28 protein-coding genes and 1 pseudogene are annotated in these 23852 nt (G+C 71.7%); 18 read left to right on the top strand and 11 right to left on the bottom strand.

All coding sequences use genetic code 11. The annotated features are described in order from the left end of the window. Position 1: 1 nt before the first annotated feature. Genes ACFYQ5_RS18080 through ACFYQ5_RS18070 form a run of 3 tightly spaced genes read right to left on the bottom strand, consistent with a single transcriptional unit; the run spans position 2 to position 2240 of the window. Positions 2–862, bottom strand: coding sequence for a biotin-dependent carboxyltransferase family protein (locus tag ACFYQ5_RS18080; RefSeq protein WP_389198471.1), 861 nt, complete (start codon positions 860–862; stop codon positions 2–4). Beyond that, positions 859–1494, bottom strand: a complete 636-nt coding sequence (locus ACFYQ5_RS18075) for an allophanate hydrolase subunit 1 (protein ID WP_389198469.1) — start codon at positions 1492–1494, stop codon at positions 859–861. Before ACFYQ5_RS18075 ends, ACFYQ5_RS18080 begins: the two co-directional genes overlap by 4 nt. After that, positions 1491–2240, bottom strand: coding sequence for a LamB/YcsF family protein (locus tag ACFYQ5_RS18070; RefSeq protein WP_389198744.1), 750 nt, complete (start codon positions 2238–2240; stop codon positions 1491–1493). Before ACFYQ5_RS18070 ends, ACFYQ5_RS18075 begins: the two co-directional genes overlap by 4 nt. A 223-nt stretch (positions 2241–2463) precedes the next feature. On the opposite strand from ACFYQ5_RS18070, the gene ACFYQ5_RS18065 reads away from it, so the two are divergent. The 4 genes and pseudogenes from ACFYQ5_RS18065 to ACFYQ5_RS18050 all read left to right on the top strand — a co-directional run bounded on the left by ACFYQ5_RS18065 (position 2464) and on the right by ACFYQ5_RS18050 (position 5769). Further along, entirely contained in the window at positions 2464–3189 is a 726-nt protein-coding gene (locus tag ACFYQ5_RS18065) for a GntR family transcriptional regulator (RefSeq protein ID WP_389198467.1), read from the top strand. Positions 3190–3355: 166 nt separating this feature from the next. Continuing rightward, positions 3356–3640 (top strand): annotated as a pseudogene (locus ACFYQ5_RS18060) (DUF2891 family protein); the annotation flags it as partial. Between the two features lie 93 nt (positions 3641–3733). Continuing rightward, complete coding sequence (locus ACFYQ5_RS18055; RefSeq protein ID WP_389198465.1) at positions 3734–4429, top strand: hypothetical protein; 696 nt, start codon at positions 3734–3736, stop codon at positions 4427–4429. A 104-nt stretch (positions 4430–4533) separates the two neighbouring features. After that, on the top strand, positions 4534–5769 hold the full coding sequence (locus ACFYQ5_RS18050; RefSeq protein ID WP_389198742.1) for a Cmx/CmrA family chloramphenicol efflux MFS transporter: 1236 nt from the start codon (positions 4534–4536) through the stop codon (positions 5767–5769). On the opposite strand, the gene ACFYQ5_RS18045 is transcribed toward ACFYQ5_RS18050, so the two are convergent. Continuing rightward, the gene (locus ACFYQ5_RS18045) at positions 5720–5992 is read right to left on the bottom strand and encodes a DUF4031 domain-containing protein (RefSeq protein WP_389198464.1); all 273 of its coding nucleotides are present in this window, start codon (positions 5990–5992) and stop codon (positions 5720–5722) included. The two genes, ACFYQ5_RS18050 and ACFYQ5_RS18045, sit on opposite strands and share 50 nt — an antisense overlap. Beyond that, entirely contained in the window at positions 5989–6357 is a 369-nt protein-coding gene (locus tag ACFYQ5_RS18040) for a hypothetical protein (protein ID WP_389198462.1), read from the bottom strand. Before ACFYQ5_RS18040 ends, ACFYQ5_RS18045 begins: the two co-directional genes overlap by 4 nt. A gap of 166 nt (positions 6358–6523) precedes the next feature. On the opposite strand from ACFYQ5_RS18040, the gene ACFYQ5_RS18035 reads away from it, so the two are divergent. From ACFYQ5_RS18035 to ACFYQ5_RS18005, 7 genes are all read left to right on the top strand, one after another. Then, positions 6524–7441: a MurR/RpiR family transcriptional regulator gene (locus ACFYQ5_RS18035; protein ID WP_389198460.1), complete on the top strand. Its 918-nt coding sequence runs from the start codon at positions 6524–6526 to the stop codon at positions 7439–7441. An 88-nt stretch (positions 7442–7529) separates the two neighbouring features. Next, positions 7530–8498 (top strand): N-acetylmuramic acid 6-phosphate etherase, encoded by a 969-nt coding sequence (gene murQ, locus ACFYQ5_RS18030; protein WP_389198458.1) that lies wholly within the window; start codon positions 7530–7532, stop codon positions 8496–8498. A gap of 32 nt (positions 8499–8530) precedes the next feature. Beyond that, positions 8531–10045, top strand: a complete 1515-nt coding sequence (locus ACFYQ5_RS18025; RefSeq protein WP_389198456.1) for a PTS transporter subunit EIIC — start codon at positions 8531–8533, stop codon at positions 10043–10045. A 124-nt stretch (positions 10046–10169) separates the two neighbouring features. Next, on the top strand, positions 10170–10340 hold the full coding sequence (locus ACFYQ5_RS18020; protein WP_031093367.1) for a hypothetical protein: 171 nt from the start codon (positions 10170–10172) through the stop codon (positions 10338–10340). 234 nt (positions 10341–10574) lie between these two features. Continuing rightward, positions 10575–11387: a hypothetical protein gene (locus ACFYQ5_RS18015; protein WP_389198455.1), complete on the top strand. Its 813-nt coding sequence runs from the start codon at positions 10575–10577 to the stop codon at positions 11385–11387. Between the two features lie 65 nt (positions 11388–11452). Then, a complete protein-coding gene (locus ACFYQ5_RS18010; RefSeq protein WP_389198453.1) occupies positions 11453–13318 on the top strand; it encodes a hypothetical protein in 1866 nt (621 codons plus the stop codon). Between the two features lie 13 nt (positions 13319–13331). Further along, on the top strand, positions 13332–13739 hold the full coding sequence (locus ACFYQ5_RS18005; RefSeq protein WP_389198452.1) for a DUF5955 family protein: 408 nt from the start codon (positions 13332–13334) through the stop codon (positions 13737–13739). Between the two features lie 308 nt (positions 13740–14047). Here ACFYQ5_RS18005 and ACFYQ5_RS18000 read toward each other — a convergent pair whose 3' ends face one another. Further along, a complete protein-coding gene (locus ACFYQ5_RS18000; protein WP_389198450.1) occupies positions 14048–14653 on the bottom strand; it encodes a Uma2 family endonuclease in 606 nt (201 codons plus the stop codon). 219 nt (positions 14654–14872) lie between these two features. Here ACFYQ5_RS18000 and ACFYQ5_RS17995 point away from each other — a divergent pair, with 219 nt between their 5' ends. Continuing rightward, positions 14873–15907, top strand: coding sequence for a hypothetical protein (locus ACFYQ5_RS17995; RefSeq protein ID WP_389198448.1), 1035 nt, complete (start codon positions 14873–14875; stop codon positions 15905–15907). A gap of 148 nt (positions 15908–16055) precedes the next feature. After that, positions 16056–16607, top strand: coding sequence for a hypothetical protein (locus tag ACFYQ5_RS17990; RefSeq protein WP_389198446.1), 552 nt, complete (start codon positions 16056–16058; stop codon positions 16605–16607). Between the two features lie 119 nt (positions 16608–16726). On the opposite strand, the gene ACFYQ5_RS17985 is transcribed toward ACFYQ5_RS17990, so the two are convergent. Further along, positions 16727–16960 carry a hypothetical protein gene (locus tag ACFYQ5_RS17985; RefSeq protein ID WP_389198444.1) on the bottom strand — a complete coding sequence of 78 codons (234 nt, stop codon included), beginning with the start codon at positions 16958–16960 and terminating at the stop codon, positions 16727–16729. After that, positions 16950–17150, bottom strand: a complete 201-nt coding sequence (locus tag ACFYQ5_RS17980) for a hypothetical protein (RefSeq protein ID WP_389198443.1) — start codon at positions 17148–17150, stop codon at positions 16950–16952. Before ACFYQ5_RS17980 ends, ACFYQ5_RS17985 begins: the two co-directional genes overlap by 11 nt. Positions 17151–17307: 157 nt before the next feature. On the opposite strand from ACFYQ5_RS17980, the gene ACFYQ5_RS17975 reads away from it, so the two are divergent. Then, complete coding sequence (locus ACFYQ5_RS17975) at positions 17308–18150, top strand: Scr1 family TA system antitoxin-like transcriptional regulator (RefSeq protein WP_389198441.1); 843 nt, start codon at positions 17308–17310, stop codon at positions 18148–18150. Next, the gene (locus ACFYQ5_RS17970) at positions 18131–18397 is read left to right on the top strand and encodes a DUF397 domain-containing protein (RefSeq protein WP_389198439.1); all 267 of its coding nucleotides are present in this window, start codon (positions 18131–18133) and stop codon (positions 18395–18397) included. The genes ACFYQ5_RS17975 and ACFYQ5_RS17970 overlap by 20 nt, the downstream gene beginning before the upstream one ends. Positions 18398–18411: 14 nt before the next feature. On the opposite strand, the gene ACFYQ5_RS17965 is transcribed toward ACFYQ5_RS17970, so the two are convergent. Next, positions 18412–18597: a hypothetical protein gene (locus ACFYQ5_RS17965; protein ID WP_389198437.1), complete on the bottom strand. Its 186-nt coding sequence runs from the start codon at positions 18595–18597 to the stop codon at positions 18412–18414. Positions 18598–19008: 411 nt separating this feature from the next. Here ACFYQ5_RS17965 and ACFYQ5_RS17960 point away from each other — a divergent pair, with 411 nt between their 5' ends. Together ACFYQ5_RS17960 and ACFYQ5_RS17955 are read left to right on the top strand one after the other, a co-directional pair. Further along, positions 19009–20679, top strand: a complete 1671-nt coding sequence (locus ACFYQ5_RS17960) for a histidine kinase (RefSeq protein ID WP_389198740.1) — start codon at positions 19009–19011, stop codon at positions 20677–20679. 94 nt (positions 20680–20773) lie between these two features. After that, positions 20774–21427, top strand: a complete 654-nt coding sequence (locus ACFYQ5_RS17955) for a response regulator (protein ID WP_389198435.1) — start codon at positions 20774–20776, stop codon at positions 21425–21427. A gap of 15 nt (positions 21428–21442) precedes the next feature. On the opposite strand, the gene ACFYQ5_RS17950 is transcribed toward ACFYQ5_RS17955, so the two are convergent. Then, on the bottom strand, positions 21443–22396 hold the full coding sequence (locus tag ACFYQ5_RS17950) for an NAD(P)-dependent alcohol dehydrogenase (protein ID WP_389198433.1): 954 nt from the start codon (positions 22394–22396) through the stop codon (positions 21443–21445). 59 nt (positions 22397–22455) lie between these two features. Between ACFYQ5_RS17950 and ACFYQ5_RS17945 the strand changes: the two genes are divergently transcribed. After that, the gene (locus ACFYQ5_RS17945) at positions 22456–23127 is read left to right on the top strand and encodes a TetR/AcrR family transcriptional regulator (protein WP_389198431.1); all 672 of its coding nucleotides are present in this window, start codon (positions 22456–22458) and stop codon (positions 23125–23127) included. A gap of 13 nt (positions 23128–23140) precedes the next feature. Here ACFYQ5_RS17945 and ACFYQ5_RS17940 read toward each other — a convergent pair whose 3' ends face one another. Beyond that, positions 23141–23716 (bottom strand): hypothetical protein, encoded by a 576-nt coding sequence (locus tag ACFYQ5_RS17940; protein ID WP_389198430.1) that lies wholly within the window; start codon positions 23714–23716, stop codon positions 23141–23143. Between the last annotated feature and the right edge of the window lie 136 nt (positions 23717–23852).

The following is a 23852-nucleotide window of genomic DNA, read 5'->3' as shown; positions in this document are numbered from 1 at the left end:
CTCACGCGCGTACGAACCGCACCGGCGTCCCCGGGACCGCCTGCGCCGCCCCGGCCAGCGCGGCTTCGGCGACCACGCCCACGACCGGGTAACCCCCCGTCGTCGGATGGTCGTTGAGGAAGACCACGGGGAGCCCGTCCGGCGGCACCTGGACGGCCCCCAGCACCATGCCCTCGCTGGGCAGTTCACCGTCCATGGCGCGTCGCAGGGCGGGGCCCTCCGTACGCAGGCCGATGCGGTTGCTCCGCTCCGAGACCCGGTACGCGGCGGTGGCGAGTGTGCGCAGGGCCGCCTCCGTGAACCAGTCGGCGCGCGGCCCCGGATACAGGGGCAGCACCAGCTCGGCGGGAGCACCCGGCCAGGGCACGGTGTCAGCGGCCGGCGCGGTGCGTGCGGGACCCAGCGGCAGCAGGTCGCCCTCGCGCAGGACCGGCGGGCCGAGCCCCGAGAGCAGGTCGGCGGACCGGCTGCCGAGCACCGGCTCGGGCACCAGGCCGCCCGCGAACGCCAGGTAGGCGCGCAGCCCGCGCACCGCCGGCCCGGCCTCCAGCACCGCGCCCCCGGGTACGCGGACGGGTGCGCCCCACGCCACCGGGCGGCCGTCCACCGTGACCCGGCACCCCGCCCCGCCGACGACGGCGAGCACCGGCCGCGTGCCGGTCACCCGGACCGCGCAGCCCGTGAGCGTGGTCTCCAGCACCGCCGCGTCCGGCGCGTTGCCGACGAGCCGGTTGGCCAGCCGCCGGGCGGGCCCGTCCAGCGCGCCCGCCCGGGGTACGCCGAGGTGCGCCCAGCCGGTACGGCCCTCGTCCTGCACCGTGGTCAGGGCGCCCGCCCGGACCACTTCGAGCCCCGGGTTCATCCGCGCGCCCCCGCCGGTACGAAACGCACGCGGACCCCGGGGGCGAGCAGCGCCGCCGGTTCGCGCCCCGGGTCCCAGAGGGCGCCGGGCTCGGGCATCCGGCCGATGAGCTGCCAACCGCCGGGCGACGGACGCGGATAGACCCCGGTGTACGGCCCGGCGAGGGCCAGCGCCCCGGCCGGCACCCGGGTTCGGGGGGTGGACCGGCGCGGCACGTGCCGGTGCCCGGGCAGGCCCGTGAGGTATCCGAAGCCGGGCGCGAACCCGCAGAAGGCCACCCGGAACTCCGTACGGGTGTGGATGCGCGGCACCTCGTCGACGGCGACGCCCCACGCCTCGGCCACATCGGCGAGGTCCGGGCCGTCGTAGACGACGGGTATCTCGACGGCCTCCCCCGCGCCCCGGCTCAGCGGCGGCACGGTCCAGGACCTCAGCCGCCCCGCGAGCGTGCGGTCCGCCACCCCGTCCAGCAGCACCGTCCGAGCGCCGGGGACGATCTCGCGCACACCGGGGAGTTCCCCGGCGGCCCGGCGGCGGAGCAGCTCCGCGTGGAAGGCCTCGGCGTCCTCGCCGGAGGCCAGTTCCACGATCAGGGCGCGGGGTCCGGACTCCAGCACCCGGATGCCGCTCACGCGAACGCCCGTACGCGGACGCCCGCTTCTTCCAGCGCCGTCCGGACCCGCAGGGCGAGCGCCGCGGCCCCCGGGGTGTCCCCGTGGACACACAGCGACCGCGCCACGACCGCTATCCGGCTGCCGTCCACCCCGGTCACGGCGCCGTCCACGGCCATGCCGACACTGCGGCGTACGACCTCGTCGGCGTCATGCACCACGGCGCCCGGTTCCCCACGCGGGACGAGCGTGCCCTGCGGGGTGTACGCGCGGTCCGCGAAGGCCTCCTCGACGGCGGTCAGCCCCGCCGCCTCCGCATGGGCGAGCAACCGCGAACCGGGCAGGCCGAGCACCGCCGGACGACCGCCCGCCAGCAGCACACCCGCGACGACGGCGGCAGCCTGCTCCTCGTCCCGGACGACCCGGTTGTAGAGGGCGCCGTGCGGTTTCACGTACGAGACGGTGGAACCGGCCGCCTCGGCGAAGACCCGCAGTGCGCCGATCTGGTACGCGATCTCGGCGGTCAGCTCGGCCGCCGGTACGTCCATGGCGCGTCGCCCGAAGCCGGCCAGGTCGCGGTAGGAGACCTGCGCCCCGATGCGCACGCCCCGCTCCGCCGCCGTGTCGCAGACCCGCCGCATCACGGAGGCGTCGCCCGCGTGGAAGCCGCAGGCCACGTTGGCGCTGGTGACACAGGTCAGCAGCGCCTCGTCCTCGGTGAGGGTCCAGCGTCCGAACCCTTCCCCCAGGTCCGCGTTGAGGTCCATCGGGCGCGTCACACTCGTCAGATCCGTCACGGGCGCACGCTAGCGATTGTTCAACAATCTGACAAGAGCCGCCCACCGCCTGAGACACTCGTACGGTTCACTGAACACTGCGCACTGCGCACAGCTGACGGAACACCAGGCACACCCTGAACTCCGGAAACAGCAGGCACGGCAGACGCGGCAGGCACGACCGTACGACAGGCGCGACAGGCAGGGGACGGGCATGGCGGGGACGACGAGCGGCAGGAGGACCGGCGACACCCCGGACCTCTCGGAACTGGCGACGCACAGCGCCTCCCTGGAGCGGTCAGGTACGGCCGAGCGGGTCGCCGCCGTCCTGCGGGACCGGATCACCGAGGGCTACTTCCCGCCGGGCAGCCGGCTGTCCGAGGAGAGCATCAGCGGCGCCCTGGCGGTGTCCCGCAACACACTGCGCGAGGCGTTCCGCCTCCTGTCGCACGAACGCCTCCTGGAGCACCGCCTCAACCGGGGCGTCTTCGTCCGCGTCCTGGCCGTGGACGACCTGGTCGACATCTACCGGGTGCGGCTCCTCGTCGAGTGCGCGGCCCTGCGAACCCTGGGCGAGCCCCCGTTCGACCTGACGGCGGTCGAGGCGGCGGTGTCGACCGGCGAGCAGGCCGCGCTCCATGACGACTGGCCGGCCTGCTCCACCGCCAACATCCGCTTCCACCAGGCGCTGGCCGGCCTGGCGGACAGTCCCCGCACCGACGAGTTGATGCGCAACGTCCTCGCCGAACTGCGGCTCGCCTTCCACGTGATGGCCGACCCCCGCCGCTTCCACGAGCCCTATCTCACCCGCAACCGCGAGATCACGGACAGACTGGCCAAGGGGGACGCGGTCGGCGCCGAGCGGATGCTCGCCTTCTACCTGGAGGATTCCCGACGCCAACTGGCGGAGGCGTACACGCAACGGCTCACCGAGCGGTAGCCCCGGATTGTTCGATGATCCATGCTCCCCCTCCGCTCCCGAAGTGCCCGCGTTCCGCCCCGGAAGCGGGCGTATCAGGATGAGGCGCCCGCCACCCACCTTCCGGAACTGCCGATTCCGATCGATGTGGCCCACACTGTTGTGGGATTGTTGAACAAGACCAACCAGCGCCTGGCTACCCAAGGCCACGTACCCGGTCCGGCACGGCGTGCACAACAACAGCGCGTTCGGCCTGGGCCTGGTCCTCGACGCGGGTGGGGCCGCCGGGCTGCCGGCGCCGGTCCTCGACGCGGCGACGGACCGGCTGAAGGCCTGGTTCGAGGCGGACGCGATGCGGCGGGTGCTCCATCTCACGCTCGGTCTGCCGACGGTGTCCTCCGGGGACTTCTCCTCGGACCACTGGCTGGCGACGTACGCGGCACTGGCCCTGGACACGGCGCCCGGTCACTGAGCGGCGGGCCCGTCGCCCGGCCCTCCGACCGGGGTGCGGCCGGGTGACGGGCCGTGCGCACGGGGCGTGGGGCCTACGCCCTACCCTCGGCGTATGAGCGACAGCGCCCCCGACCCATCCGACAGCGGCACACCCGGGAGCCCGCAGGCCGTCGGCGCACTCCGTGGCCGCTGGCGCGAGACCCTGCTCGCCGCACGCGGCGGGACGGGCCGCGGGCCCGATCCGGACCCGTACGCCGATGCCCTCCTCGTGCGCTGGGCCGAACCCCAGCGGCGCTACCACACCACCGCCCATCTGACGCAGGTCCTGGACCGCGTCGACACCCTGGCCGGCCACGCCTCCGACCCGGACCTGGTGCGCCTCGCCGTCTGGTTCCACGACGCGGTCTACCGCCCCGACCGCTCCGAGAACGAGGAGCGCAGCGCCGCCCTCGCCGAGCGGGCCCTGCCCGAGGCCGGGGTCCCTGACGCGGCGACGACCGAGGTCGCCCGGCTGGTCCGGCTCACCGTCACGCACGACCCCGCCGACGGCGACACCAACGGCGAGGTGCTGTGCGACGCGGACCTCGCGATCCTGGCGGCGGCCCCCAAGGAGTACGCGGCGTACGCGGCGCAGGTACGGGAGGAGTACGGCTTCGTCCCGGACGACGCGTTCCGCGCGGGACGGTCGGCCGTCCTGCGGCAGCTGCTGGAGCTCCCCCGGCTGTTCCGTACGCCCCACGGTTCGGCGGAATGGGAGCCGAGGGCCCGGCAGAACCTGACGACAGAGCTGGACCTGCTCACCCGCTGAGCCGCTTCCCCACCGAGCCGCTCACCCATCGAGACAGGGGAATGGCAGGGACGTGAGCCCTGTTGAGAACTGTCATGCCCGATTCCGCTTCCAGCCGTCCCCGTATGCCGATGGCCGTCTACATCCTCGGCCTCTCGGTCTTCGCCCTCGGCACCAGTGAGTTCATGCTGTCCGGGCTGCTGCCGCCCATCGCCGACGACATGGACGTGTCTATCCCGCAGGCCGGGCTCCTCATATCCGCCTTCGCGATCGGCATGGTGGTCGGCGCCCCGCTGCTGGCCGTCGCCACGCTGCGGCTGCCACGCCGTACGACGCTCATCGCGCTGATCTCGGTCTTCGGTCTCGGCCAGGTCGCGGGCGCGCTGGCTCCGACGTATGACGTGCTGTTCGTCTCCCGGGTGGTGAGTGCGCTGGCGTGCGCCGGCTTCTGGGCGGTGGGCGCGGCGGTCGCCATCGCGATGGTGCCCGTGAACGCGCGGGCCAAGGCGATGGCCGTGATGATCGGCGGGCTGTCGATCGCCAATGTGCTGGGCGTACCGCTGGGCGCGTTCCTCGGGGAGAGCTTCGGCTGGCGTTCGGCGTTCTGGGCGGTCGGCGCGGCGTCCGCCGTGGCCCTGGTCGGTGTGATCACCCGTATCCCCCGCATTCCGCTGCCGGACGAGAAGCCCCAGCTCAAGCGGGAAGTCGCGATCTACCGGGACCGGCAGGTGTGGCTGTCCATCGTGATCACGGCCCTCGCGGCCGGCGGTGTGTTCTGCGCGTTCAGCTACCTCGCGCCGCTGCTGACGGATGTGGCGGGGCTGAGCTCGGGCTGGGTGCCCTGGGTACTCGCGCTGTTCGGTGTCGGCGCCGTGATCGGTACGACGATCGGCGGCCGGGTCGCGGACGCGCACCTCTTCGGTGTGCTGCTGAGCGGCATCAGCGCCTCGACGGTCTTCCTGGTGGCGCTGGCCCTGTTCGCGTCGAACCAGGCCGCGGTGATCGTCCTGGCGTTCCTGCTCGGGCTGTCCGCGTTCTACACGGCCCCGGCGCTGAACGCCCGGATGTTCAACGTCGCGGGCGTCGCCCCGACGCTGGCGGGTGCGACGACGACAGCCGCGTTCAACCTGGGCAACACGAGCGGCCCGTGGCTGGGCGGTGCGGTGATCGACGCGGACTTCGGCTTCCGGGCAACGGCCTGGGCGGGTGCCGCGATGCTGGTGCTGGGCCTGGTGGCCGTGACGGTCTCACTGCGGCTGGGCGGCGGCGGCAAGCCGTCCCGCCGGATCGCGGCGAGCACACCGGCGCCCCTCAGCGAGGAGCGGGCCGCCCCTTCGGCCGCCGCAGTCCCGCGTCCGTGAGCCGGCGCACGATCTCCTTCGACCCGACCTCCCGCGCCCCGGCGCGCACCGCGTCCGCGTAACGCGCCTCGGGCACGTCGTAGTGGTCGCGCTCGAAGGCGCGGGGCGGGCAGCCGATCGTGGCGGCGAAGGCGTGCAGTTCCTCGAACGACACATCGCTGACCAGGTGCGACCACAGGTGGCCGTGCCCCGGCCAGGTAGGCGGGTCGATGTAGACGGTCACCGGCCGAGCACCTCGGCGAGCGCCCCCACCCGGGCGACGGACACCGTGGCCTTCGTGCAGACCCAGTGGGGATCGGGGCCGAGCTCCGGCTCGACGTCCAGGGCGTGCGGCCCTTCGTCCGTGCACACCGGGCACAGCGGCCAACGCCCGTGCTGCTCCAGGAGCGCGTCCTGGACGTCCTGTGCCACGAGCCCCGTGACGAAGGACACGCCTTCGGGCCACTGCTCGACCCACCACCGCCGGTGGGCCACCGCGTCCTCGACCATCGAGACGATCCCGGCCTCGGCCACATCTCCCGCGACGAGGTCGGCCATCACCAGCGCACGCGCGGTATGCAGCTCCTGCTCCAGGCTGTTCAACTCCATGCCTCCCATTGTCCCCCCGCCCTGGTGACCCCGAGCCTGGCCATGAAACGTCCATGGGGCATCCATGGACACCGGAAACGGATATACCGCCCGCTTTCACATCTGCGACCTCCCGTCGGCCGAGGGGGGATTGACGGGGCGGGAGGGTTGGAAATAACTTTCAAGGGTGACCAATGATGTGAAGGAAAGTTTCAAGGCCGACTCGCCGCCCGCCCCTGCCGCCCTCGCGGCCAAGGTGCGGACCCTCGCTCCGTCCATGACCCGTTCCATGCAGCGGGTCGCCGAAGCGGTCGCGGGTGACCCCGCCGGGTGCGCCGCCCTCACCGTCACCGGTCTCGCCGAACTCACCGGCACCAGCGAGGCGACCGTCGTCCGCACGGCCCGCCTCCTCGGCTACCCGGGCTACCGGGACCTGCGCCTCGCACTCGCGGGGCTCGCGGCCCACCAGCAGTCGGGCCGGGCGCCCGCCGTCACGGCCGACATCGCGGTCGACGACTCCATCGCGGACGTGGTCACGAAGCTCGCCCACGACGAGCAGCAGACCCTCGCGGACACGGCCGCCGGCCTGGACACGGTGCAGCTCGGGGCGGCCGTGTCCGCCGCCGCCACCGCGCGCCGCATCGACATCTACGGCGTCGGCGCGTCCTCCCTCGTCGGCCAGGACCTGGCGCAGAAGCTGCTCCGGATCGGCCTGATAGCCCACGCCCACATGGACCCGCACCTCGCGGTGACCAACGCGGTGCAGCTGCGCTCCGGCGATGTGGCCATCGCGATCACACACTCCGGATCCACGGGCGACGTCATAGAGCCGCTCCGGGTCGCCTTCGACCGCGGTGCGACGACGATCGCGATCACCGGCCGGCCGGACGGCCCGGTCTCGCAGTACGCCGACCACGTGCTGACCACGTCCACCGCACGGGAGAGCGAGCTGCGGCCCGCCGCCATGTCGAGCCGCACGAGCCAGCTCCTCGTCGTCGACTGCCTCTTCATAGGAGTCGCGCAGCGGACGTACGAGACGGCCGCGCCCGCGCTGTCCGCCTCGTACGAGGCACTCGCCCACCGCCACACCCCCCGCAGCCGCTGACCACGGCGCCACCCGCACCCGCACCCGCACCCGCACCCGCACCCGCACCCGCGAACCGTACAAGAACGAGAAAGCAGAGCCGCTGTCCATGACCTCCACCACCGACCCCAGCACCGACGCCGACGCCCCCGGCGGCTACGGGGAACTGCGCGCCCAGCTCGCCACCCTCACCACCGAGGCGTTCCGGCCGGAGCTCGCCGAGATCGACCGGCTGCCGACCCAGGAGATAGCGCGCATCATGAACGGCGAGGACACCACCGTCCCCGCCGCCGTGGCCGAGAAGCTGCCGCAGATCGCCGCCGCGATCGACGCCACCGCCGAGCGCATGGCGCGCGGCGGCCGGCTGATCTACGCGGGTGCGGGCACCGCCGGCCGTCTCGGTGTGCTCGACGCCAGTGAGTGCCCGCCCACCTTCAACACCGACCCTTCCGAGGTCGTCGGCCTGATCGCGGGCGGCCCGTCCGCCATGGTCAAGTCCGTGGAGGGTGCCGAGGACAGCAAGGAGCTGGCCGCCGCCGACCTGGACGGTATGGGCCTGACCGCCGACGACACGGTGGTCGGGATCTCCGCCTCCGGCCGCACACCGTACGCCGTCGGGGCCGTCGAGCACGCCCGTACGCGGGGCGCGCTCACCATCGGTCTCTCCTGCAACGCGGACTCCGCGCTCGCCGCGGCGGCCGAGCACGGCCTGGAGATCGTCGTCGGTCCCGAGCTGCTCACCGGCTCCACCCGTCTCAAGGCGGGCACGGCGCAGAAGCTCGTCCTGAACATGCTGTCGACGATCACGATGATCCGGCTCGGCAAGACGTACGGGAATCTCATGGTCGACGTGCGCGCCTCCAACGAGAAGCTGCGCGCCCGCTCCCGCCGGATCGTCTCCCTCGCCACCGGCGCCTCCGACCAGGAGATCGAGGCCGCGCTCGCCGCCACGGACGGCGAGGTGAAGGACGCCATCCTCACCATCCTCGGTGGGGTCGACGGCCCCACCGCCGCCACGCTCCTGGCCGAGTCCCACGGTCACCTCCGCGCAGCCCTCGCGGCTGTCCGAACCACCTGACGCACCACTCCCCGCACAGCAAGGCACCACGCATGGCTACTGAAGACAAGAACCGCGCCACTGCCGCCGCGATCCTGCCGCTCGTCGGTGGCGCTGCGAACGTCGACTCGATCGTCCACTGCATGACCCGGCTCCGGCTGGGCCTGCACGACCGCTCCCTCGTCGACGACGAGGCCCTCAAGGCGGTCCCCGCCGTGATGGGCGTGGTCGAGGACGACACCTACCAGATCGTCCTCGGCCCGGGAACTGTCGCCCGGGTCACTCCTGAGTTCGAGCAGCTGGTCGAGGAGGGCCGGGCGGCCGAGGCCCCCGCGCCCGTCCGTACGGCCGAGGAGCTGGCCGACAAGGGCGCGTCCCTGAAGGCGCGGCAGAAGGCGAAGAACGCCACCCCGTTCAAGCTGTTCCTGCGCAAGATCGCGAACATCTTCGTCCCGCTGATCCCCGCCCTGATCGGCTGCGGCATCATCGCCGGCCTCAACGGCCTGCTGGTCAACCTCGGCTGGCTGCCCTCGGTCACCCCCGCCCTGGCGGCGATGGCCTCCGGATTCATGGCGCTGATCGCGGTCTTCGTCGGCTACAACACGGCGAAGGAGTTCGGCGGCACGCCGATCCTCGGCGGTGCGGTCGCGGCGATCATCGTCTTCCCGGGCGTCGCGAACATCGAAGCCTTCGGCCAGACCCTGTCCCCCGGCCAGGGCGGCGTCCTCGGCGCCCTCGGCGCGGCGGTCCTCGCGGTGTACGTCGAGAAGTGGTGCCGCCGCTGGGTGCCCGAGGCGCTGGACGTCCTGGTCACCCCGACGCTCACGGTTCTGATCTCCGGTCTCGTCACGATCTTCGGCCTGATGTACGTGGCCGGTGAGGTCTCCTCCGCCATCGGTACGTTCGCCGACTGGCTGCTCTCCACGGGCGGCGCGGGCGCGGGCTTCCTGCTCGGCGGCTTCTTCCTGCCCCTGGTGATGCTGGGCCTGCACCAGGCACTGATCCCGATCCACACGACGCTGATCGAACAGCAGGGCTTCACGGTCCTGCTCCCGATCCTCGCGATGGCCGGAGCCGGCCAGGTCGGCGCGGCGGCAGCGGTCTACCTCCGCCTTCCCCGGAACGAGTCGATCCGCAAGACCATCAGGTCCGCCCTGCCCGCCGGTCTGCTGGGCGTCGGCGAACCCCTGATCTACGGCGTCTCGCTCCCGCTGGGCCGCCCGTTCATCACGGCCTGTGTGGGCGGGGCGTTCGGCGGCGGCTTCGTGGGACTGTTCAACCAACTCGGCGACTCGGTCGGCTCGACGGCGATCGGCCCGTCCGGCTGGGCCCTGTTCCCGCTCCTGGACGGCAACCACGGCCTCGGTTCGACGATCGCGATCTACGCGGGCGGTCTGCTCGTGGGGTACGTCGCCGGCTTCGCCGCCACGTATTTCTTCGGCTTCAGCAAGGCGCTGCTGACGGAGTTCAACGTCTCCCAGGAACCGGTTGCGTCGACGGTCGCGGCCACCGGCCCGGCCGGCGCAGCCTCGGGCGACACCCCCGCGAAGGAACCGGCGGGCGTCTGACCGGCGGAAGTACGGCTGTCCGAGCCTCCCGGGCGGTCACGAGACGTACGCAGGATTCTTCGCACGAACACCTGTGTGTAGGGAATTGATTGCCGGGCACCAGATGTCACGGAGGTTGATAACAATGGTTCCCCTGCTTCTCGTTCTTCTGCTCGCTCTGATCCTTTTCGGTGCCGGTTTCGCACTCAAGGCACTGTGGTGGATCGCGGTGATCGTGCTCGTGGTGTGGCTCATCGGATTCTTCGTGCGTCCGGCAGCAGGCGGCGGCAAGCGCGGCCGGTGGTACCGCTGGTAGCCGACCCCGACCAGCACGGACGCGGGTGGCCCAGGACCTTTCGGGTCCTGGGCCACCCGCGTTTCTTTCCACGTTCGCCGAATTCACCGGGTGTGGCCCGGAAAAGCGCGGGCAGTCGAATAAGGGGAAGAATCCGCTCACGGTGAGATCTTCTTGTGCCACATCGCAGCAACCCCATTGGCTCCACCCGTGGTATGTGGGACAGTTGCCTTCTTGCAGTGGCGGGGGGCGCTGATGAGCGAGAACAACAGCAACAGACCGATGCGTTGGGACGAGCATGCGCGCGGCGGCGCGGGTGGCTGGGTACCGGCCTCCGAGGACCGGCCAGGACCGCCGCCCGACGCACCCGACCCCGACCCCGGAGACGAACCGGGCGGCGGCCGTCGCGCCTTACCGAGGAAGTACGTCATCCTCCTCGCGGTGGGCGGTGGGCTGGCCGTCGCCGCCGTGACCCTGGTCATCGCCCATGCCGTCCGCCCCTCCGCTCCCGAGGCGGGCCCCACCACGGAACCTTCGTCCTCCAGCTCTCCGTCGCGGTCCCTTCCCGCTTCCACGGCAGCGGACCCCCAGCCCGCCGAAGCCCCCACCGGCACCGCCGAGGAACAGGCCACCGCGGTGGACGAGCTCCTGGAACGCAGCACCTCGGACCGCCAGCAGGTCATCGACGCCGTCAACGCCGTCGAGGCGTGCGCCTCGGATGAATCCGTCGACAGCGCGGGCCAGGTCCTGGACGCCGCCGCCGTACGCCGCGAGAGCCTGATCACCGGACTCGCCGAGCTCGACCTGGGCGAGCTCGCGTCCGGCTCGGACGCGGCGGGCCGCCTCCGCACGGGCTGGCAGCATTCGGCCGACGCGGACCGGGCGTTCGCGGACTGGGCCGACGACGCACGGGGCTGCTCACCCGGCGCGGTCCCCCGCACCTCCTCGTACCACCAAGGCGTGCGCAGCAGCGAACTCGCCACCGGCGCCAAAGAGGACTTCGTCGCGCTCTGGACGCCGATCGCCGCGCGGTACGGGCTGCCGGAACGCGATACGGCCCAGCTCTGACGCCACACCGCCCCACCCCGGCACTGCCTCCCCCTGTCCGTCCCGACGGAAAGCCGGCTCCCGCCATGACCGACCCCGATCCCCAGGACCCACCGCCCCCCGTCCCTGGCCCCCGCCCCGCACCGGGCCCACCGGCCCCTCCGCCGTCCGACCCCGACAGCGACCTGTGGCAACTGGTCCGCTCGCAGGCCGGAAACCGCCCCGGCGGCGCCACGGAGTATCTGCGGGGCGCCGCCCACCTGGACCGGCAGTTCCGCAACGCCGTGATCAAGGAGCTCGCCGAGAACGCGTACCGCATCCCCCCTCCGTCGTACGGGGTGGATCTGGCAGCGGTCCTCAAGGAGTGCTTCGTGGCGCGCAGGGAAGTGGCGACGCGTGCGGCCATCCTGCTGGCCCTGCCCTTCCTGCTGTTGCCCGTCAGCGTCACCGGAGCACTCGTCGCTCTCCTGCTGGTTCTGTTCGTCCAGCTCGCGAGAGCGCTGGGACGCCGGCTGAGGAACGCCCTCGGCGAGGGGCGCCGGCCGGGCGGCAGCCCGGGGTCCCGCCCCGGGAACGCCCTCATCACGCTCCTGCTGCTGCTCGCCTTCCTCTGGGCCCTGGGGCAGGCGGTGCGTCTGTCGCTGTCGGCCTCCTACGTGCTGGAAGGTCTTGCCACGGGCGAGAGCCGGCCACTTGTCGCCTTTCTGCTCGTCCTGGTGGGCTGGTCGGTCGTCATCGGCGTGTACCGGTACCGCACGGAACTCCACCTGTACTCCCTCGCCATCGGCCGGAGCACGGAACGCCCCGACCCTCCCGTGGTCGCCGACCGGCTCGAAGAGATCCGCGTGCTGCAGGCCGACCCCGATGTCGTCTACAGCGACTACGCCCCGTTCGTCGGTGCGGGGATCGAGCTGGACCACTGGTCGTTCGCCATCGAGTTGGTGCCGGACCTGGAGAAACGGGACGGCGCCGCCGAGCGCCGGGCGGCCTTCACCGTGCCCGAGGTGCACGCGCGGATACGCCGCGACCTCCTCCGGTTCGGCGAGGGCGAGACCTACCCGGGCGACCAGCTGCGCGGGCTCCACGTGGACGACTACGTCATGAAGAGCGGCAAACGACTGGCCCCCTCGACGGACTGGAGCGGCACGGGCCCCGGCACCCCCTTCCACGCCAAGGCTCCTGCCGCCCGCGCCGAGGCGGCCCGGATGCTCCGTGTCCCGCAGGACGGGCAGGCCCCCGAGACGTGGTGGGCCGACAGCCTCGACCTGTACGCCGACGAACGGCTGCGCCACTATCTGACCGTCCGGGTGGGGAGTTGGGGTGACGAGGTGGTGCTCACCGTCTTCAGCCGCGTACAGATGCAGGGCGGCCTGCTGTTCCTGGAGTCACGGGCCTTCCTGCTTCCGCCGCTCGCCCGCCGCTACCACCGCATCGACGACATCCTGCCGCCGAGGGACACCAAGGACTGGCTCGATCTGGCCCGCGCGGCCTTCGCGTCGGTGTTCTCTCTGGTAGGGGACTCCCTGAGCGACCTCACAGCCCCCTCACGCACGAAGACCCGGACCGCGCGCGCCAGTTACTGGTACGCGCGCATGCGTGCGACGAACCGCCCGGTCGACCACGGGCCCGCGTACTCGGTACGGGAGCTGGCGGCGGAGCCCCACTTCCAGCAGCTCTTCCAGGAGATGGACGTCCAGCGCTTCCTCAAGAGCATCCGGACCAGGACGGTGACCGCCGTACGCAACAGCCTGCGGGACGCGGGCTACGGCACGGGCGAGTACGACGCCCGCACCACCGTCCTCTTCGACCGCTCCGTGCACGTCAACGGAACGATGCACGGAAACATCCAGACGGGTGACAGCGCCCGGGCCGCCCACCAGACGATCACCACACCGCAACCGCACGTCGGCCCGACGGCCGGCGGCGCCGCCACCGGTTCCGGTTCCAGCTGAAGGAGTTCACACGATGACGAGCACACCGGCCGGGGACGACCGCGGCATCCACGTCAGCGGGCACGGCACGTTCGACGGGATCGCCCAGACGGGAGACGGCAGCACAGCCGAGTACATCGGTCACGCCGCCTCAGGGGCCTCGGACGAAGAGGAATCCGACGAGATCGCGCGGCTCCGGCAAGCCGTCGAAGATTTGCGCCTCGCCGTCCGGGCCCTCGGCCCCGACGAACTGCCGTCAGCGGAAGAAGAGGCCGTGGAGGCGGCACTCGCCCAGGTGGACGACGTCCCGTCCCCGGCCGACGAGGCCGGTCAGGGGCGCGTACGCAACTCGGTCTTCCTGGTGACCGGCGCGCTGGCCTCGGTCGCTTCGCTCTCCGAGTCCATCCGGGCCCTGCGCGACGCGGCGAGCCCCTGGTTCTGACCGCCACGAAGGAGACCGGCCTCCCCGGACGCTGGAACCCGCAGGCGTCTGACCCGGCCCGCATCCCCCAACGGCACCGTGCGCACACCTCGTGCGTCCGGTGCCGTCGCGTGCCGGTCGCCGCCCGCGGGTTCAGCGGGCGCGTCGGTAAGGATCCGCGTACGGCTCCATGGACTGGCGCACCTCTTCCCGGACAGGGTCCATGAGCGGGCCGGGAGCGTAGTAGCGGGCCCGGGCCTTGCCGCGGGGGACGAGCCAGCCACGGGCTACAAGCTGGGCCGGCCCCGCTGTCGGGATACACACGCCCCTCAGACCGGGAATTCGTCCGTGAGCAGGGTGACGCCGAAGGGCTCGGGCAGCGGGAGCGGCTTCCCGAAGGGCACGGCGTCGGACCGCTTGTACGTCCCGTCCTCGTTCGGCTCGGTGAACAGCGTGGCCATCGCCCCGCGCGTGTCGAAGCGGTCGATCAGCAGATACATCGCGACGCCCGCACGCGCGTAGGCCCGGTACTTCTTCGTCCGGTCCTCCCGGGCGTTCCCCTTGAACGTGATCTCGACGATCAGCAGCGCCTCCGACGCGTCCATGGGGTCGCTGGTATCGGGGTCGGCGGCGGCGATCAGTTCCGCGGGCATCACCACGAGATCCGGTACGTAGAGCTTGTCCAGAGGCGCGACATGCACACCGAGCGTCTGGTAGATCTCCAGTTCCTCAGGCAGGTGTGCGTAGAGCCTGCGCCGGATTTTCGCGGCGATGCCATTGTGGTGCGCATGAGGCGGCGGTACCAAGACGATCTGCCCTTCGTCGATCTCGGCGCGCCATCCCTCGGGCACGTCCAGTTCCTGCCAGGTCCGCAGCAGGTACTCCCACGGGCGGCCCTCGGAGCCCTGATCGCTTTCGACCATCGCAGCGGTCATCGCGGTTCCCTTCTCCTGTGGCCTCGTACGGGAGCGTAGATCGACGTTCCTGCGGCTGCCCGCCGCTCTCTCCAGCGTCCCACGATCGTGTGAGCCCCGCACCGACCCCACCGCAGGTGTCCCGGCCGGAGAACCGGGCCGCTGCCCGCACGCATCTGAGGAGGCAGACGCTGATCCCGGCCCCCGGGCAGCACAGAGGAACGGCGAGAGGCGGAGAGCATGACGGACGGCCCGGCGAGTGGCGACTGCACGGGACGGTCTGCGCTGCGCCAGGAACGCCGTGCGGACGAGGAGCGCCACCCGCAACACGGCGTCGTCCGCACCGCGTTCGCCGTCCTGCGCCGCGAAGGCCCCTCCCTGTACGGCAGGGCAGCGGGCGTCGCCTCGCTGGCCGCGCTGGGCGGTCTGCTGGTGACGGTCGTGGGCTTCCTCGTGGCCTGGCACCACTTCGACGCGATACGCGCGGGCGCGGTGCGTGCCCGGATCGACGAGGACTCCTATGCCCCCGACGGGAGCCGGGTGAACAGCATGTGGCTCACCCTCCTCGCCTGCCTGCCGTTCCTGATCCTCCTGCTGCACCTGGGATGCACCGCCCTCCAGACCGCAGCCTCCCGCGCCGTGGGCGGCAAGGACGACGGCCGCTTCCGCACGGTCCTCGGTGTGTACGTGCTGCGCGGAGTGTGCGTATGGGCCCCGGTGGTCCTCGGCATCCTGGTGGAGGAGTACTTCACCACCACCACATTCAGGGAACACACCCCGATCGTCCCGAAGTGGGAGTACCCCGACCTCTTCGAGGTGCTGCGCTACGGACCGCCCCTGCTGGGCATGGCGATCGCCCTGGCGCTCCGGCTCGGCTGGACCCTGGCCCCCGCCACCGCCGCGTCGGAGGGCCTCACCCCGTTCGCCGCACTGCGCCGCTCCTGGTCCCTGACCTGGGGCGGGGCCTCGGCATGGTTCCGTAGCGTCGCCGTCGCACTGCCCCTGGGTGCGCTGACCGTCGGCCTGTACGTCCTGCTCCACGCCGCTGCCCGCCCCCTGCGCTCCGGCGCGGTCTCCGTCTTCCTGGAGTGGGGCCCGGACAACACCTACGGCGCGTACGTCGCCGGGGTCCTCGCCCCGATCGCCGCCGCCCTGTTCCTCACCGGCGCCCTGACCCTCCCCTTCGCGCACACGGTCCTCGCGGTTCTCCATCAGCGTCAGGCCCGGGCCGCCGGCAGGACGTCCGGCCCGCGCGCGGCGGCCCGGAACGGCTGATCGACGCGACCGCCCCCGGGCATCCCGTCCGTACGCCGAACGGCTCCCCGTGGATGGCCGCTTCATGAGCCTTCCTGTCCGCTGGGTTCGGCGACACCGGCACGGACCTCGCGCTGCCCACAGGACAGCTGACACTCAAGGAGACCTCATGAAACGGCACGTCGGACCAGCCGTGGCGCTGGCCACAACCCTGCTGGTTGCCGGGGCGGCGGCAGGGTGCTCGGACAACAGCGGTGAAGGTGCGACCGGTGGCACGAAGGTCGCCGCCGAGGCGCCGGACACCGACGTCGTACCGGCAGCGACCTCGTCGAGCAGCCCCGCGGTCGACGTCAAGGACGGCCCCTTCGGCAAGATGCTGGTCGACGAGAAGGGGCAGACGCTCTACCTCTTCGAGAAGGACACGAAGGACAAGTCGGCGTGCAACGACAACTGTGCCAAGGCATGGCCGCCGTTCACCGTCACGTCGACCCCGGCCGCGGGCAAGGGCCTGAAGACGGATCTGCTCAAGACCACCAAGCGGGACGACGGCTCCGAACAGGTGACGTACGACGGGCACCCGCTGTACCGGTTCGCCGACGACCAGAAGGCCGGCGACACCAACGGGCAGGGCGTCGACGCCTTCGGTGCCAAGTGGTTCGTCGTGGACCCCGACGGCAAGAAGATCACGAAGACGCCCCCGACCAGCGGCGGCGGTTACTGACCTCCGGACCGGGCGAGCCGGGTACAGGGCCCGGTCGCGGGCCGGCCGGGCCCGCCCGCCACCGCCTCCGCGCGGATACGCAGCCGCGCGGTACGGGGCTCAGGGCCCCGACCTGACCGTCACGGGAGCCGCCCCTCCCGGTTGATCTCCGTCACCCGCGCCCGCAGCACGAGCCCCGGCGGCGCCGGCCGGACGGCATCCGGCGGACAGTCCCACTCCGCGCCGCCGCCCGGCGGACGCAGCTGTACGTACGGCCCGACGCGGCCCATCACCCGGCCCACCCTGCCCGTACGGGCGTCCATGGCGAACGTCCCGGGCTCCGGCGTACACGGCTCCAGCCCTTCAACTGTCATGAGCGGCCTTCGCCTCCAGCTGCGCACTGAGCAGCAGGGCCGTCTCGACCGAGCACCGGCCGAGGTCGACGAGCGGCGTCGGCTCGTTCCGCGCGCACGACGCCAGGTCGGTCCGCAGCGACGGCAGTTTCACGCCGACCCCCGCGAGCCCGGCCCGCAGCCGCGCCACCGCGTCCTCCGCAGCGCGCAATCTTCCCGCTGCCTCTTTGCACTGTTCCGTAGCCGTCATCATGATCTTCCCCATTTCCACGCTGAGTAGTTGCTATGCATACTCAGCGTGGCCGATTCCTCGCTACGCTGGAAGAGGTGCAGTTCCAACACCCGCACGTGTGCCCCACGGAGTCGCCATGCCCGGACCGAAGACGCTCGATCCCTCCTCCTCGCCCCGGGCTCTCCTGGGCGCCGAACTCCGCCACCGCAGAGAGGCGGCAGGCCTCTCTCAGGACGAGCTGGGCGCACCCCTGTTCGTCAGCGGCTCCTTCATCGGCCAACTGGAGGCCGGCACCCGGCGCATGCAGCTGGACCAGGCCCAGAAGCTGGACGAGGTGCTGGAGACGGACGGCTTCTTCGTCCGGAACTGCGCGGCCCTGAAGAAGTCCAAGTACCCGGACCACTTCGCGGAGGCGGCGGAGGCGGAAGCGGTGGCGGAAACCATCAAGGAGTACTCGCCCCTGCTCATCCCCGGACTCCTGCAAGCCGAGTCATACGCGCGGGCGGTCTTCCTGGGCTACCGCCCAACCACGCCGGAGGAGACGGTGAACCAGCTCGTGGAGGCCAGAGTGGCGCGAGCCGGCCTCCTGGCCCACCCAACAACACCCATGGTTTGGACGATCCTGGACGAGGCGGCACTACGGCGCCGGGTCGGCGGCCCTGGGGTCATGCGTGAGGCACTCTCCCACCTCACGACGTTGATGCGGCAGAGGCGCATCATCGTCCAGGTGTTGCCCTTCAGCGCGGGCGGCCACCCAGCCATGGGAGGCCCACTCAAACTCATGACCTTCTCTGACGCACCGCCCCTCGCCTACCTGGACGGGCTGGGATCCGGCCAACTCCTGGACGACCCAGCAGCAGTACGGTCGTACGAGCTGACCTACGATCTACTGGTAGCCAGCGCATTGTCACCTGATGCGTCCCTGGCCCTGATCGAAGCGGTGGCGGAGGATTACGCCCATGAAGATCAGCAGTTCTGACTATGACCTGACAACGGCAACCTGGTACAAGTCCTCGTACAGCGACGGCAGCGGCGGCAACTGCCTCGAAGTGGCAACGTGGCGCAAGTCCACGTACAGCGGCGGCAGCGGCGGCGACTGCCTGGAGGTCGCCGACGGCTTCCCCCACCTCGTCCCCGTCAGGGACTCCAAGGTGACCGACGGCCCCACGCTCGTCTTCCGGACGGACGCCTGGTCCGCCTTCGTCGACGACCTCAAGCAGCCCTGACCCCGTAGCGGATATCAGGCGGCGATCTTCAAAGCGAGCTCGCGAGCACGGTCGTGGGCGTCGGCCATGGACGCCTCGTACATCGGGAGGAACTCCGCCAGGTGCGGCGTGTGGGGCGCCATGGCCATCTCGGGGACCACGGTGGCGACATCGAGTCCCAGCTGCTGCTCATGTCCCAGCACCGCCTCGGTGGTGGGCACGACGTGGTCGAGGCCGTGGTTGGGCGCTCCGAATGAGTGAGTGGGAGAAGGCTTACAAAAGGCACTTTGAAGTGCGTCGTGCGTCGCGGGGCGGCCGGTCGGGACATTCGACGGTCCGGGGCTGGCTAGGCACTTCCCGGGACCCGTCCTCAACCGCCGACCCCGGTCCCCTCCTCATGAACGGGCCTCGGCCGGGCCCGTCCACCCCTGGGTGCGCCCGGCCGGGGCTACTTTCGTCGTGGGGCGTAGCGACGAACGGTGACAGCGGTGTCCATCCGGACCCCCTACGGTGGGCGCGTGACTCGTCTGGATGCGCTGGCTCCCGCACACCCCGCCCCTCCGGCACCGGCGGTGAGGGCGCGGCTTGTGTCCTGGTTCGCTGTGCCGGGGCGGGCTCTCCTCGCGCCCGGGATGTGGCCGGGCAGGCGTATCGCGGGTGAGGCGGTCCTGAGCCTCGTGCTCGCGCTGGCCGCCGTGGGTGCCGGTCTCCTCGACGACGAGGGCCCGGCGCAGGCCATCCTCATCGGGGTGCTGGCAGGGGTGTTGTCGCTCCTGCGGCGGGGGCTGCCCGCGACCGTGCTCCTGGCGGCGGCCGTCGGCTCGGCGCCGTTCTTCGGGTTCGCGCCCCTGCTCCTCGTCGTCGCCTGGTCGGCGGGGCGACGGATCGAGAGCCTGGGCAGGTCGGCCACCGTCTTCGGTCTGGCCTACGTCCTCACCCTCGGGCTCACCGCCCTGTGGGAACCGCACACCTCCTGGTCCATCCTGGCGATCGCCGGCCTGTTCATCCTGGTCTCGCTCGTGGTGCCCGGGCTCGCGGGACGCTACTGGTCGCAGCGCCGGACGCTGACCGACACGCTCCAGGAGTACAACGCCCAACTGCGGCGCGAGCGCGCGATGCTCGTGAGCCAGGCCAGGATGCTGGAGCGTCAGCGCATCGCCCAGGACATGCACGACAGCCTGGGTCACCAACTCGCGCTGATCGCCGTGCACACCGGCGCGCTGGAGGTGACCCCCGGGCTGAACCAGCAGCAGCACGAGGCCGTCGGGGTGCTGCGTGAGGCGTCGGTCGCCGCGATGCACGAACTGCGTGACGTCGTGGGGATGTTGAAGGACACCGACGAACCGTCGAGCTCCGGCGCGGGCGCGCCGGCCGTCGACGGCGCCGGTGAGGAGGAGAAAGCGGCGTCGCGCGGGGTGGCCGGCATCGAGAGCCTGGCCGAGGGGTCGCGGAGGGCGGGAACCCCGGTGGAGGTCCGGCGCTCGGGCGAGGAGCGTCCGCTCGCTTCGGCCGCCGATCATGCGGCGTACCGCGTGGTCCAGGAGGGGCTGACCAACGCCCACAAGCACGCTCCGGGGGCGTCGATCTCCATCGGCCTGCGGTACGAGCCGGACACGCTGGTCGTGGAGATAGCCAACGGCCCCGCCTTGGAGCCGGTGGGCGGCAGTGTGGCGAGCGGTGGTCAGGGGCTCACCGGGCTGGAGGAGCGGGCCCGGCTGGTCGGGGGCATGGTGCACGCCGGTCCTACGGGGGACGGGGGTTTCCGGCTGGCCGGTGTCCTGCCGTACACCTCGCCGGGTGACGCGAGGGCGACGTCCGTCGCTCCTCCGGAAGACTTTCGGGCACAGAATCCGGTGGGCGCTCCGGGCGACAGTGATCCTGTCATCGACTGGAACGGTCTCCCGAAGGAGTTGGCCAAGGCAGTGAACAGGACCAAGAGGGGCAACGGCATAGCGATCGGCTGCGGGGTGGCGGCTCTGATCGCCGTCGTCCTGGTGATCGTGGCGGTCGTCGGGCTGGTCTTCCTCGTACGGGAGGCGGACAAGGCGATGATCGAGCCCGCACAGTACGAGGGCTTCAAGATCGGCGAGTCCGAGCAAGCTGTACGCGATCAGCTGCCCGACGGCGAGTCGTTCCTGAACACCGGCGCGGGTGACGGCGCGCCGCCCGTGCCCGACGGGGCGAAGTGCCTCACCGTCCTCTCCACGGAGTTCGGGGACAGCCTGGACGCGGATCCGGTCTTCCGGTTCTGCTTCGAGGACGGCAAACTGATCGAGAAGAAGTCCTTCGACGCCGCCGCCTGAGGGCAGACGGTGCCGGTGTCCGTACGGGCGGGCCGGTCGGCGATGATGGGCGGATGTCCGCAGTGCCGACCGCCCAGGACCGTCCGGGAGACGCGTGATCAGGGTTCTTGTGACGGATGACGAGCCGCTGATCAGGGCGGGCATCCGGATGATCCTCTCCTCGGCCGACGACATCGACGTCGTCGCGGAGGCGGCGAACGGCCAGGAAGCCGTCGAGATCGCCCGCTCCCAACGGATCGACGTCGCGCTCCTCGACATACAGATGCCGGTGATGGACGGGCTGACGGCCCTGGCCGAGCTCCGGCGGGCCGCCCCGCAGGTGCGGGTGCTGATCCTGACGACGTTCGGGGAGCGGCAGAACGTGTTGCGGGCCCTGACCGGCGGGAGCGCGGGCTTCCTGCTGAAGGACTCGGCGCCCGCCGAGCTCATGCGGGCCGTGCGGGCGGCGGCGGCCGGTGAGGCGTATCTGTCGCCGGGCGCCACCCGGCATGTGGTGGACTCGCTGGCCTCCGGCGGCGCCACGGACCGCGCGGAGGCGGCCCGCCGCCGGCTGGAGGAGCTGACCGCCCGCGAACGCGACGTCCTGGCCCTCCTGGGCGAGGGGCTGTCCAACGCGGACGCGGGCCGGCGGATCCACATGAGCGAGGCGACGGTCAAGACGTACGTGAGCCGCATCCTCTCCAAGCTGGGCTGCGAGAACAGGGTGCAGGCCGCGCTGCTGGCCCGGGACGCGGGCCTCGGGTCCTGACCGCCCCCCCCCTTCTCAGACCACCTGGATCACGTGCTTGCCGCGTACGCCGCCCGCTTCCAGCGCCCGGTGGGCGGCGGCGATCTCGGCGAGCGGGTGGACGGTGTCCACGACCGGGCGGATCGCTCCGCTCTCCACGTAGCGGGTCAGTTCGGCGAGCAGATCGTGCTTGGGGTTGCCGCTGAAGAAGCGGACGCGTCCCCGGCCGTGGGCCGTCGAGGCGAGCAGGTAGCCGAGGCTCGCGGCGATGTGGTCGATGTCGAAGGCGATGGAGACCATGCGGCCGCCCGGTGCCAGCAGGCCCCGGAAAGCCCGGAGTTCGGTGCCCACGGTGTCCATGATGACGTCGAAGCGGCCCAGGTCCGACGGTCCGGTCGTCGCATAGCTGTGGGCCTCGTCGGCGCCCAGCTCCCGGACGAGGTCGAGGTTCTTCGTGCCCGCGAGAGCGGTGACATGGGCGCCGAGGGCCTTGCCGAGCTGGACGGCGATGCTGCCGACTCCGCCGCTGCCACCGCGCACGAGCAGGCGCTCGCCCGCCTTCAGCCGCGCCTTGGTCTTCAGGGCGGTGAGGGCGGTCGTGCCCACGGGGAGGGACGCGGCTTCGACGAGGCCGATGTTCTCGGGGGCGTACGAAAGGTTCCGGGGGCGCACCGCCACGTATTCGGCCGCGCTGCCGAAGGTGCGGGGCAGGACGCCCCAGACCCGGTCCCCCGGCCGCAGTCCGGTGATGGCGGGGTCCACCTCGGCGACCTCTCCGGCGAAGTCGAGCCCCGTACGCTGCGGGAAGGTGCGGCCGGTCACCAGGCGGACGCGTCCGGCGCGTCCGTGCAGCTCGCCGCCGTTGACGCTCACGGCGCGGACGCGGACCAGCACCTGGCCCTGTTGGAGCTTCGGTACGGGGACCATGCCGACGTAGAGCACGTCGGGAGGGCCGTAGCTGTCGTAGAGCGCCGCGCGCATGTCGTTCATGTCTTCCAGGCTATGCGCGTAAACGGATGACCCCCTCCATTTGGCTTAAAGTGAGAAACATGCCTGATCAGACCTCTCAGAAGCAGAAGCAGAAGCAGAAGCCGCCCGGCCACGGCGCCCTGCGCGCCGATGCCCAGGAGAACCGCGACCGCATCCTGAGGGCCGCGCGTGAGGCGTTCGCCGCGCAGGGCATCGACGTCCCCGTCGCGGCGATCGCCCGGCGGGCCGGGGTCGGGGTCGCCACGTTGTACCGACGGTTCCCGACCCGCGACTCGCTCGTGACGGAGGCGTTCGCGGAGGAGCTCAGCCACTGCGTGTCCGTGCTCGACGACGCGCTGGCGGACCCGGATCCCTGGCGCGGGTTCTGCACCGTGATCGAGAAGGTCTGCCTGATGCAGGCGGCGGACCGGGGGTTCACGCAGGCGTTCCTCACGGAGTTCCCCGACCAGGCGGACTTCGCGCGCGAACGCTCCCGCGCCGAGGAGAACCTCGCCCTGCTGGTCCGACGGGCGAAGGACGCGGGCGGGTTGCGCCAGGACTTCGAACCGAGCGACGTCACCCTGCTGCTGCTCGCCAACTGCGGGGTGACCGTCGGCTCCGGCGAGGATGCGGCCACCGCGTCCCGGCGTCTGGCCGCCTATCTGCTCCAGGCCTTCCGCGCCGAGACGGCGACCGCCCTGCCGCCGCCCGCACGGCTGGATCTCCGGCGGGTAGGCGGACCCTCGGCGTGAAGGCGCCGGGCGGTTACGGACGCTGGGCCTTCCAGTCGGCCACGTCCTCCGCACGGTTGAAGTAGGCGTTGGTGCAGACGTCGTACTTGCCGGCGGCCGGGCCGAGGCCGTTGGTCTCCAGGAAGCCGCCGTTGTCGGCGTAGAGGTTCCACAGGCGGATGACGTCGCCGGGGCGGATGTTCCCGTCGGCGGGCGTGGACCTCCGCGCCGTGATGCGCCAGCGGCCGGTGCCGGAGCCGGGCGCGCGGTCCTTGTCCTTGGACGTGGAGACGTTGTACTTGGCGCCCGCGGTGCGCTGGTCCGCGGAGGCGTGGCCGTTGGTGTCGAGGTACCCGCCGTCCCCGCCGTAGAGGTTGCGCAGCTGGATGACGTCACCGCTGACCACCGGGGTACCTGCGGCCTTCCCGGCGGGCGAGAGGATCTCCCAGGTGCCGGTCCCCTCGCCACGGGTCGGGGACTCTGCGGTCGAGACGGCGTACTTGCCGCCGGAGTCGCTGCTGTGGCCGTTGGTGTCCAGGTAGCCGCCCGCCCAGCTGTTGTAGCCGTTCTGCAGGTGAATCCTGTCGCCGTACTTCAGCTCGTTCGCCATGGTCACTCCCGCTCGGATCGATCGACGGCATGCGAGTGCCCCTGCACCCCACGACCTGCTGGTCAGGGCGCCGTCACCAGCCATCTTGGCGATCTCGCGCCGCGCCACGCCCGGCCGCGCGGGGGACACCATCCGA

Source organism: Streptomyces sp. NPDC005794 (assembly GCF_042871445.1).
Taxonomy (GTDB): Bacteria; Actinomycetota; Actinomycetes; order Streptomycetales; family Streptomycetaceae; genus Streptomyces.
Note: the sequence above shows the minus strand (reverse complement) of the source record. Positions and strands in the feature narration are given on the sequence as shown.

Bases quoted from the DNA above. Each gene is read 5' to 3' on its own strand.
- ACFYQ5_RS18050 (WP_389198742.1), top strand. From the start codon at position 4,534: ATGCCGATGGCCGTCTACATCCTCGGCCTCTCGGTCTTCGCCCTCGGC.
- ACFYQ5_RS17975 (WP_389198441.1), top strand. From the start codon at position 17,308: ATGCCCGGACCGAAGACGCTCGATCCCTCCTCCTCGCCCCGGGCTCTC.
- ACFYQ5_RS17950 (WP_389198433.1), bottom strand. From the start codon at position 22,396: ATGAACGACATGCGCGCGGCGCTCTACGACAGCTACGGCCCTCCCGAC.
- murQ (WP_389198458.1), top strand. From the start codon at position 7,530: ATGACCTCCACCACCGACCCCAGCACCGACGCCGACGCCCCCGGCGGC.
- ACFYQ5_RS17945 (WP_389198431.1), top strand. From the start codon at position 22,456: ATGCCTGATCAGACCTCTCAGAAGCAGAAGCAGAAGCAGAAGCCGCCC.
- ACFYQ5_RS17985 (WP_389198444.1), bottom strand. From the start codon at position 16,960: ATGACAGTTGAAGGGCTGGAGCCGTGTACGCCGGAGCCCGGGACGTTC.
- ACFYQ5_RS17990 (WP_389198446.1), top strand. From the start codon at position 16,056: ATGAAACGGCACGTCGGACCAGCCGTGGCGCTGGCCACAACCCTGCTG.
- ACFYQ5_RS18040 (WP_389198462.1), bottom strand. From the start codon at position 6,357: ATGGAGTTGAACAGCCTGGAGCAGGAGCTGCATACCGCGCGTGCGCTG.
- ACFYQ5_RS18020 (WP_031093367.1), top strand. From the start codon at position 10,170: ATGGTTCCCCTGCTTCTCGTTCTTCTGCTCGCTCTGATCCTTTTCGGT.
- ACFYQ5_RS17940 (WP_389198430.1), bottom strand. From the start codon at position 23,716: ATGGCGAACGAGCTGAAGTACGGCGACAGGATTCACCTGCAGAACGGC.
- ACFYQ5_RS18070 (WP_389198744.1), bottom strand. From the start codon at position 2,240: ATGGACCTCAACGCGGACCTGGGGGAAGGGTTCGGACGCTGGACCCTC.
- ACFYQ5_RS17970 (WP_389198439.1), top strand. From the start codon at position 18,131: ATGAAGATCAGCAGTTCTGACTATGACCTGACAACGGCAACCTGGTAC.
- ACFYQ5_RS17995 (WP_389198448.1), top strand. From the start codon at position 14,873: ATGACGGACGGCCCGGCGAGTGGCGACTGCACGGGACGGTCTGCGCTG.
- ACFYQ5_RS18015 (WP_389198455.1), top strand. From the start codon at position 10,575: ATGAGCGAGAACAACAGCAACAGACCGATGCGTTGGGACGAGCATGCG.
- ACFYQ5_RS18055 (WP_389198465.1), top strand. From the start codon at position 3,734: ATGAGCGACAGCGCCCCCGACCCATCCGACAGCGGCACACCCGGGAGC.
- ACFYQ5_RS18005 (WP_389198452.1), top strand. From the start codon at position 13,332: ATGACGAGCACACCGGCCGGGGACGACCGCGGCATCCACGTCAGCGGG.
- ACFYQ5_RS18010 (WP_389198453.1), top strand. From the start codon at position 11,453: ATGACCGACCCCGATCCCCAGGACCCACCGCCCCCCGTCCCTGGCCCC.
- ACFYQ5_RS18065 (WP_389198467.1), top strand. From the start codon at position 2,464: ATGGCGGGGACGACGAGCGGCAGGAGGACCGGCGACACCCCGGACCTC.
- ACFYQ5_RS18025 (WP_389198456.1), top strand. From the start codon at position 8,531: ATGGCTACTGAAGACAAGAACCGCGCCACTGCCGCCGCGATCCTGCCG.
- ACFYQ5_RS17960 (WP_389198740.1), top strand. From the start codon at position 19,009: ATGTGGCCGGGCAGGCGTATCGCGGGTGAGGCGGTCCTGAGCCTCGTG.
- ACFYQ5_RS18000 (WP_389198450.1), bottom strand. From the start codon at position 14,653: ATGACCGCTGCGATGGTCGAAAGCGATCAGGGCTCCGAGGGCCGCCCG.
- ACFYQ5_RS18080 (WP_389198471.1), bottom strand. From the start codon at position 862: ATGAACCCGGGGCTCGAAGTGGTCCGGGCGGGCGCCCTGACCACGGTG.